Source organism: Burkholderia sp. ZZQ-2 (assembly GCF_050768715.1).
In the GTDB taxonomy this organism is placed as follows: domain Bacteria; phylum Pseudomonadota; class Gammaproteobacteria; order Burkholderiales; family Burkholderiaceae; genus Burkholderia; species Burkholderia cepacia.
Map to the genome: position 1 here is coordinate 1 of NZ_LDVA01000137.1, position 9,126 is coordinate 9,126.

Annotated in this window: 4 protein-coding genes; 3 read left to right on the forward strand and 1 reads right to left on the reverse strand. The window is 69.6% G+C overall.

Annotated elements, in window-relative coordinates; translation table 11 throughout:
• From ABY44_RS08375 to ABY44_RS08385, 3 genes are all read left to right on the forward strand, one after another.
• Window positions 1–1,789 (forward strand): primosomal protein N' (locus ABY44_RS08375; protein WP_431641098.1); only part of this gene is annotated, 1,789 nt, incomplete at its 5' end.
• A gap of 398 nt (window positions 1,790–2,187) precedes the next feature.
• Entirely contained in the window at window positions 2,188–6,120 is a 3,933-nt protein-coding gene (gene putA, locus ABY44_RS08380; RefSeq protein WP_027788704.1) for a trifunctional transcriptional regulator/proline dehydrogenase/L-glutamate gamma-semialdehyde dehydrogenase, read from the forward strand.
• Window positions 6,121–6,204: 84 nt separating this feature from the next.
• Window positions 6,205–7,344, forward strand: coding sequence for a branched-chain amino acid ABC transporter substrate-binding protein (locus ABY44_RS08385; RefSeq protein WP_027788703.1), 1,140 nt, complete (start codon window positions 6,205–6,207; stop codon window positions 7,342–7,344).
• Between the two features lie 147 nt (window positions 7,345–7,491).
• On the opposite strand, the gene ABY44_RS08390 is transcribed toward ABY44_RS08385, so the two are convergent.
• The gene (locus ABY44_RS08390) at window positions 7,492–9,000 is read right to left on the reverse strand and encodes a class I adenylate-forming enzyme family protein (RefSeq protein WP_060174954.1); all 1,509 of its coding nucleotides are present in this window, start codon (window positions 8,998–9,000) and stop codon (window positions 7,492–7,494) included.
• Window positions 9,001–9,126 lie beyond the last annotated feature (126 nt).

The following is a 9,126-nucleotide window of genomic DNA, read 5'->3' on the forward strand; positions in this document are numbered from 1 at the left end:
CGATGCGCGCGCGCTGCACCCGAAGGCGGCCGCGACGCTCGACGACTGGGCGGCGCGCGGCTGGGTCGACGTCGAGGAGATCGGCTGGGCCGATGCGCCTGTGCCCAAAGCTGTGGATAACCTGTTGGCAGCCGGTGGACGAACTGTGCCGCCGGCGCTCACGGACCAGCAGGCCGAGGCGCTCGACGCGATCCGCGCCGCGCAGGGCTTTGCGCCGTTCCTGCTGCACGGCGTGACGGGCAGCGGCAAGACCGAGGTCTATCTGCATGCGCTCGCGTCGCTGCTCGACGCCCGGCCGGACGCGCAGGCGCTCGTGCTCGTCCCCGAAATCAACCTGACGCCGCAGTTCGAGGCCGCGTTTCGCGCGCGCTTCGCGGGTGCGCTCGCCGACGACGCGATCGTCACGCTGCACAGCGGGCTCGCCGAGGGCGAGCGGGCGCGCAACTGGCTCGCCGCGCATACGGGGCGAGCGCGGATCGTGCTCGGCACACGCCTCGCGGTGCTCGCGTCGATGCCGGCGCTCGCGCTGATCGTCGTCGACGAGGAGCACGAGCCCGCGTACAAGCAGCAGGAAGGGCTGCGCTATTCGGCACGCGATCTCGCCGTGTGGCGCGCGAAGCAGCTCGGCATCACGGTCGTGCTCGGCTCGGCCACGCCGTCGCTCGAAAGCTGGTGGCAGGCGGAGCAGGGCCGCTACACGCGGCTCACGCTGTCGCGCCGCGCGGTGGCCGACGCGACGCTGCCGACCGTGCGGCTGATCGACCTCGAAGAGGAGCGGCGGCGCGGCCGCGCGTCGATGGGCGGGCTGTCGGGGCCGCTCGTCGCGGCGCTGAAGGCGCGGCTCGAGCGCGGCGAGCAGAGTCTCGTGTTCCTGAACCGGCGCGGCTACGCGCCGCAGCTCGCGTGCGACGCATGCGGCTGGGTCGCAGGCTGCCCGCGCTGCAGCGCGTACGTCGTGCTGCACAAGCCCGAGCATGCGCTGCGCTGCCATCACTGCGGCTGGGAAGCCCGCATTCCGCGATCGTGCCCCGAGTGCGGGAACGTCGACATCGCGCCGCTCGGGCGCGGCACGCAACGCATCGAGGAGGCGCTCGCCGAGGCCGTGCCGGGCGCGCGCGTGCTGCGGATCGACGCGGACAGCACGCGCCGCAAGGGCAGTGCGCAGGCGCTCTTTTCCGACGTGCACGCGGGCGAGGTCGATATCCTCGTCGGCACGCAGATGATCGCGAAGGGGCACGACTTCCAGCGCGTGTCGCTCGTCGGTGTGCTCAATGCCGACACGGCGCTGTTCTCGCATGACTTCCGCGCGAGCGAACGGCTGTTCGCGCAACTGATGCAGGTGAGCGGCCGCGCGGGGCGCGCGGGGCTGCCGGGCGAGGTGCTCGTGCAGACGCGCTACCCGCGTCACGCGCTGTATCACGCGCTCGGGCGGCAGGACTACGTCGGCTTCGCGAATTCGACGCTCGGCGAGCGCCGCGACGCGCACCTGCCGCCGTTCGTCTACCAGGCGCTGCTGCGCGCCGAGGGGCGCACGCTCGACGCGGCGCTCGCGTTCCTGCTGCAAGCCGCGGCCGCGTTGCCGGGGCTGCCGGGCGCCGATCGCGTGACCGTGTACGACGCGGTGCCGATGACGATCGTCAAGGTCGCGAACGTCCACCGCGCGCAGTTGCTGCTCGAAAGCGCGTCGCGGGCGGCGCTGCAGCATGCGCTGCGCGCATGGCAGCCGGAGCTGCGCGCGCTGAAGGGCGTGCTGCGGTGGAGCGTCGAGGTCGATCCGCTGGATATCTGAGCGGCGCGCCATGCGGCCGTCGTGCCGAGCGCCGAGCGCCGCACGCCACGTGCCGCTGCGTCGACGCCCGGGCCGTCGGGCAGCCCCGAACCGTCTCTTGCGGCACGGCCACCCCCGGCCACCCCCTCCGCCGCCACCCCAGTGCAACCCGTTTTCGTCCGCCGCCACGCGCGGGGAAGGTTGCGCGCGCATGCCAAATCGGCCTGCTCAGGGAAAACACCGATCCCCCGACCACGGGCAACTCCTAGGTTGCAACCGCATAAGTGGCTGATTATATTGACTAACCTAAGGGTGCAACCCATCTCGCAATTTGGTTGCACCTTTTTATTGCGTGCCGTAGGATTTCGCGCATCCTCTCACACCACATTGCCGGGCTCGCACCGGCGCACGAACCCACCATGGCAAGCACGACTCTCGGCGTCAAGGTCGACGACCTTCTCCGCTCGCGCCTCAAGGACGCAGCCGCGCGTCTCGAGCGCACTCCCCACTGGCTGATCAAGCAGGCGATCTTCGCGTATCTCGAGCGGATCGAGCACGGCCAGTTGCCGCCCGAGCTGTCGGGCCACAGCGGCGTCACGGAGCTCGCCGACGGCCAGGCCGCGGACGGCGACGACGACAACTCGCCGCACCCGTTCCTCGAATTCGCGCAGAACGTGCAGCCGCAATCGGTGCTGCGCGCGGCGATCACGGCCGCGTACCGCCGCCCCGAGCCGGAATGCGTGCCGTTCCTGCTCGGCCAGGCGCGCCTGCCCGCGAACCTGCAGGCTGACGTGCAGGCGCTCGCGACGAAGCTCGTCGAGGCGCTGCGCGAGAAGAGCTCGGGCGGCGGCGTCGAAGGGCTGATCCACGAATTCTCGCTGTCGAGCCAGGAAGGCGTCGCGCTGATGTGCCTCGCCGAGGCGCTGCTGCGCATTCCCGATCGCGCGACGCGCGATGCGCTGATCCGCGACAAGATCAGCAAGGGCGACTGGCGCTCGCACGTCGGCCACGCGCCGTCGCTGTTCGTGAACGCGGCGACCTGGGGGCTGATGATCACCGGCAAGCTCGTGACGACCAACAGCGAAGCGGGGCTGTCGTCGGCGCTCACGCGCCTGATCGGCCGCGGCGGCGAGCCGCTGATCCGCAAGGGCGTCGACATGGCGATGCGCCTGATGGGCGAGCAGTTCGTCACCGGCGAGACGATTTCCGAAGCGCTGGCCAACAGCCGCAAGTACGAAGCGCGCGGCTTCCGCTACTCGTACGACATGCTCGGCGAAGCGGCGACGACCGAAGAGGACGCGCAGCGCTACTACGCGTCGTACGAACAGGCGATCCACGCGATCGGCAAGGCGGCCGGCGGCCGCGGCATCTACGAAGGCCCGGGCATCTCGATCAAGCTGTCGGCGCTGCACGCACGCTACTCGCGTTCGCAGCAGGACCGCACGATGAGCGAGCTGCTGCCGCGCGTGCGCGCGCTCGCGCTGCTCGCCCGCCGCTACGACATCGGCCTGAACATCGACGCGGAAGAAGCCGACCGCCTCGAACTGTCGCTCGACCTGCTCGAGGCGCTGTGCTTCGATCCGGATCTCGCGGGCTGGAACGGCATCGGCTTCGTGGTGCAGGGCTACCAGAAGCGCTGCCCGTTCGTGATCGACTACCTGATCGATCTCGCGCGCCGCAGCCGTCACCGCCTGATGATCCGTCTGGTCAAGGGCGCGTACTGGGATACCGAGATCAAGCGTGCGCAGGTCGACGGCCTCGAAGGCTATCCGGTCTATACGCGCAAGATCTACACGGACGTGTCGTACCTCGCGTGCGCGAAGAAGCTGCTCGCCGCCCCCGACGCCGTCTATCCGCAGTTCGCGACGCACAACGCGTACACGCTCGCCGCGATCTACCAGCTCGCGGGCCAGAACTACTACCCGGGCCAGTACGAATTCCAGTGCCTGCACGGGATGGGCGAGCCGCTGTACGAGGAAGTCACCGGCCGCGACAAGCTGAACCGGCCGTGCCGCGTGTACGCGCCGGTCGGCACGCACGAGACGCTGCTCGCGTACCTGGTGCGCCGCCTGCTGGAAAACGGCGCGAACACGTCGTTCGTGAACCGCATCGCGGACAAGACCGTGTCGGTGAAGGAACTGGTCGCCGATCCGGTCGACGAAGCGTCGAAGGTCGTGCCGCTCGGCGCGCCGCACGCGAAGATCCCGCTGCCGCGCAACCTGTACGGCGACGAGCGTCCCAACTCGATGGGCCTCGACCTGTCGAACGAACACCGCCTCGCGTCGCTGTCGTCCGCGCTGCTCGCGAGCGCGCACTTCCCGTGGCGTGCGGCGCCGATGCTCGCCGACGACGCGCTCGCCGACGCGCCGGCCCGCGATGTACGCAACCCGGCCGACCAGCGCGACACGGTCGGCACCGTCAGCGAAGCGACGGCCGAACACGTGAGCGCGGCACTCGCGCACGCGGTGGCCGCCGCGCCGATCTGGCAGGCGACGCCGGTCGACGCACGCGCCGATTGCCTGGTGCGCGCGGCCGACCTGCTCGAAGCGCAGATGCATACGCTGATGGGCCTGATCGTGCGCGAAGCCGGCAAGTCGCTGCCGAACGCGATCGCCGAGATCCGCGAAGCGGTCGACTTCCTGCGCTACTACGCCGCGCAGATCCGCGACGAATTCTCGAACGACACGCACCGCCCGCTCGGTCCCGTGGTCTGTATCAGCCCGTGGAACTTCCCGCTCGCGATCTTCATGGGCCAGGTGGCCGCCGCGCTCGCGGCCGGCAACACGGTGCTCGCGAAGCCGGCCGAACAGACGCCGCTGATCGCCGCCCAGGCGGTGCGCCTGCTGCGCGAGGCCGGCGTGCCGGCCGGCGCGGTGCAGCTGCTGCCGGGCGACGGCGAGACCGTCGGTGCGGCGCTGGTCGCCGATCCGCGCACGCGTGCTGTGATGTTCACCGGTTCGACCGAAGTCGCGCGCCTGATCAACAAGACGCTGTCGGCGCGCCTTGACCCGGACGGCAAGCCGATCCCGCTGATCGCGGAAACGGGCGGCCAGAACGCGATGATCGTCGACTCGTCGGCGCTCGCGGAGCAGGTGGTCGCGGACGTGATGCAGTCGTCGTTCGACTCGGCCGGTCAACGGTGTTCGGCGCTGCGCGTTCTGTGTCTGCAGGACGATGTCGCGGACCGCACGCTGACGATGCTGAAGGGCGCGATGCACGAGCTGGCGCTCGGCAACCCCGACCGGCTGTCGACGGACGTCGGCCCGGTGATCGACGGTGAAGCGAAGCAGACGATCGACACGCACGTCGCGGCGATGAAGGAGAAGGGCCACGCGGTCACGCAGCTGCCGGCGCCGGAAGCCTGCGCGCACGGCACGTTCGTGCCGCCGACGCTGATCGAGATCGGCAGCATCGACGAGCTGAAGCGCGAAGTGTTCGGCCCCGTGCTGCACGTGGTGCGCTACCGCCGCAGCCAGCTCGACAAGCTGCTGGAGCAGATCCGCGCGACCGGCTACGGCCTGACGCTCGGCATCCACACGCGGATCGACGAGACGATCGCGCACGTGATCTCGAATGCGCACGTCGGCAACATCTACGTGAACCGCAACGTGATCGGCGCGGTGGTCGGCGTGCAGCCGTTCGGCGGCGAAGGGCTGTCGGGCACGGGCCCGAAGGCCGGCGGCGCGCTGTACCTGCAGCGCCTGCTCGCGACGCGTCCGTCGGGCCTGCCGCGTTCGCTCGCGCAGACGCTGATTGCGGACGGCGCGGTCGAAGGCGATGCGCGCGGCAACCCCGCGGCAGCGCTCACGACGCTGCGCGACTGGCTGATCGAGCAGCGCGAGCCGGCACTGGCCGCGCGTTGCGACGGCTACCTGGCGCAGGTGCCGGCCGGTGCGACCGCCGTGCTGACCGGCCCGACGGGCGAGCGAAACACGTATACACTCGGCCCGCGCGGCACGGTGCTGTGTGTCGCGGCGACGCCGGGCGGCGCGCGCGCGCAGTTCGCGGCGGTGCTGGCGACCGGCAACCGCGCGCTGTTCGCGGGCGCGGCCGGCGAGGCGCTGGTCGCCGCGCTGCCGGCGTCGCTGAAGGCGCATGCGACCGTGCGCAAGCAGGCCGATACGCCGTTCGACGCGGTGCTGTTCGAAGGCGACAGCGACGAACTGCAGACGCTCGTGAAGGACGTCGCGCAGCGGCCGGGCCCGATCGTGTCGGTGCAGGGCGTGTCGGTGGGCGCGTTCGAGAACGGCGATGCGGAAGATTACGCGCTGGAACGGCTGTTGACGGAGCGCTCGGTGAGCGTGAACACGGCCGCGGCGGGCGGCAATGCGAATTTGATGACGATCGGCTGATCATCCTTGCCGTTCGGATCAAACAAAGGAAGCGGCTAGGCGATCCCGAAGCCGCTCCATTTACCCTGGTACCAAGGAGATGCTATGCAACACACGATGAAAAAGGTGGCAGGCGCGACGTTCGTCGCGGTCATGTCGCTGGCGGGGACGGCCCATGCGGATGACGTGAAGATCGGTTACGCAGGGCCGATGACGGGCGCGCAGGCGCACTACGGCAAGGATATGCAGAACGGGATCGTGCTCGCGATCGAGGATTTCAACGCGACGAGCCCGAAGATCGGCGGCAAGCCGGTGAAGTTCGCACTCGACACGCAGGACGACCAGGCTGACCCGCGCACCGGCACGACGGTCGCGCAGAAGCTCGTCGACGACGGCATCAAGGGCATGCTCGGCCACTTCAACTCGGGCACGACGATTCCGGCCTCGCGCATCTACGCGAACGCGGGCATTCCGCAGATCGCGATGGCGACCGCACCGGAATACACGCAGCAGGGTTACAAGACGACGTTCCGCATGATGACGTCCGACACGCAGCAGGGCTCGGTGGCCGGCACGTTCGCGTCGAAGGATCTCGGCATGAAGAAGATCGCGATCGTCGACGACCGCACGGCCTACGGCCAGGGTCTCGCCGACCAGTTCGAGAAGGCCGCGAAGGCCGGCGGCGCGACGATCGTCGACCGTGAATTCACGAACGACAAGGCGGTGGACTTCAAGGCGATCCTGACCAAGCTGAAGGCGGCGAAGCCGGATCTCGTCTACTACGGCGGCGCGGATTCGCAGGCTGCACCGATGGTCAAGCAGATGAAGACGCTCGGCATCACCGCCCCGCTGATGAGCGGCGAAATGGTGAAGACGCCGACGTTCCTGAAGATCGCGGGCAACGCGGCCGACGGCACGATCGCCTCGCTGGCAGGCCTGCCGCTTGAAGAGATGCCGGGCGGCAAGACGTACGCCGACAAGTACAAGAAGCGTTTCGGCGAAGACGTGCAGACCTACTCGCCGTATGCGTACGACGGCGCGATGGCGCTGTTCAACGCGATGAAGAAGGCCGATTCGACCGATCCGGCGAAGTACCTGCCGGTGCTCGCGAAGACCGACATGGCCGGCGTGACGTCGACGCACGTCGCGTATGACGCGAAGGGCGACCTGAAGAACGGCGGCATCACGATGTACAAGGTCGAGAAGGGCGAGTGGAAGCCGCTGAAGAGCATCGGCGGCAAGTAAGCAGCCTGTGACGTGACGAACGGGCGGCGGCGCACGTCGCTGCCCCGCCGGTCATGCGAAAAAGCCACCTGGCCGTCGGGCCGGGTGGCTTTTTCTTTTTTGCGGCCGGGCAAGCGGATTTAAGGGGCTTTAAGCGGCCATATGCGCCTATTCGCGACGCACACGCAGCAGGAACTTCTGCAGCTTGCCCGTAGGCGTGCGCGGCAGCGCCTGCACGAACGTGAACTCACGCGGAATCTTGTAAGCGGCGAGCCGCTCGCCGCAGAACGCGCGCAGCGCGTCCGCGTCGGGTACCGTGCCCGCGCGCAGCACCACGTGCGCGACGACCGTCTCGCCCCAGTCGGGATGCGGGACACCGACGACGGCCGCCTCGGCGATGTCCGGGTGCGCGCCGAGCACGTCCTCCACTTCCTTCGAATAGACGTTCTCGCCGCCCGTCACGATCATGTCCTTCAGCCGGTCGACGATGAACAGGTAGCCATCCTGATCGATCCGCGCGATGTCGCCGGTGCGATACCAGCCGTGCGGCGCGAACGCGGCGCGGGTCGCGGCCGCATCGTCGAGATAGCCGAGCATCATGCTGTCGGTCTTCAGCCAGATCTCGCCGGTCTCGCCCGGCTGCGCATCGACGCCGTCCATCCGCACGACGCGCAGGTCGACGCCCGGGCCGCCGTGGCGGCCGATCGAGCCGGCCTTCGCGATCTGCTCGTCCGGATACAGCGTCGTGCCGGCCGGGCCCGCTTCCGTCATGCCGTACACCTGGAAGAACGCGTCGCTGCGATACGCGCGCGCGAGCCGTTCGGCCTGCGCGGCGCCGATCGGGCCGCCGCCGTACAGCCATGCCCGCACGCTCGACAGGTCGAACGCCGCGAAACCCTCGATCGTGTCGAGCGGCAGCAGGTACGACACCGGCGCGCCGAAATACAGCGTCACGCGCTCGCGCTCGACGGCCTGCAGGAACCGCAGCGGATGGTATTCGCGCAGCAGCACGACGGTGCCGCCCGCATACAGCGTGCCGCCGAACCAGTTGTTGAGCGGCGACGAATGCCAGATCGGCATCGCCATCAGCGTGCGCTCGTTGCGGCCGATGCCGGTCGCGAGGGCCGCCTGCATCGCGGCGAGCGTCACGGTGCGGTGGCTGTGCACGCAGCCTTTCGGGTGGCCGGTCGTGCCGGACGTATAGAGGATCTGCGCGATGTCGCCGTCGGCCGGCTCGATGCCCGCGAGGCCGTCCATCGTTGCGCACAGCGTGTCGAAGCACGGCACGCCGTCGAGCTCGCCTTCGGTCACGAGCCGTCGCGCGGGATGCACGATGCGCTCGACCACCGGCGCGAGCGTCACGTCGAACAGCAGCACCTTGCTGCGGCTGTGTTCGAGCACGTAGTCGACTTCCGGCGCCTGCAGCTTGTGGTTGATCGGCACGAACGTCGCGCCGAGCCGCCACGCGCCGAACATCAGGTCGACGAAGGCCGGCGTGTTGAAGCACACCGCGGCGACACGGTCGCCGGCCGCGACGCCGAGCGCGCTCAGCACGGCCGCCGCGCGGTGCGAGCGCTCGCGCGCGGCGGCATAGGTGATCGTCGCGGATTCGCTGACGAGGAACGGCTTGTCGGGCGTCGCACGGGCGGCGCGGTCGAGGGCGGCGACGAGGTTCATCGGGGCTCCGGGCGGGCGAACGAAGGCGAACGGGGGGAACCGGGCCGGACGAACGGGCGTCAGGCCGGGTACGCGCGCTGCAGCAGCGCGGCGACGTCGATCGCGTGCGGGTCGAAGCCGCCCGCG

Bases quoted from the DNA above. Each gene is read 5' to 3' on its own strand.
- putA (WP_027788704.1), top strand. From the start codon at position 2,188: ATGGCAAGCACGACTCTCGGCGTCAAGGTCGACGACCTTCTCCGCTCG.
- ABY44_RS08385 (WP_027788703.1), top strand. From the start codon at position 6,205: ATGCAACACACGATGAAAAAGGTGGCAGGCGCGACGTTCGTCGCGGTC.
- ABY44_RS08390 (WP_060174954.1), bottom strand. From the start codon at position 9,000: ATGAACCTCGTCGCCGCCCTCGACCGCGCCGCCCGTGCGACGCCCGAC.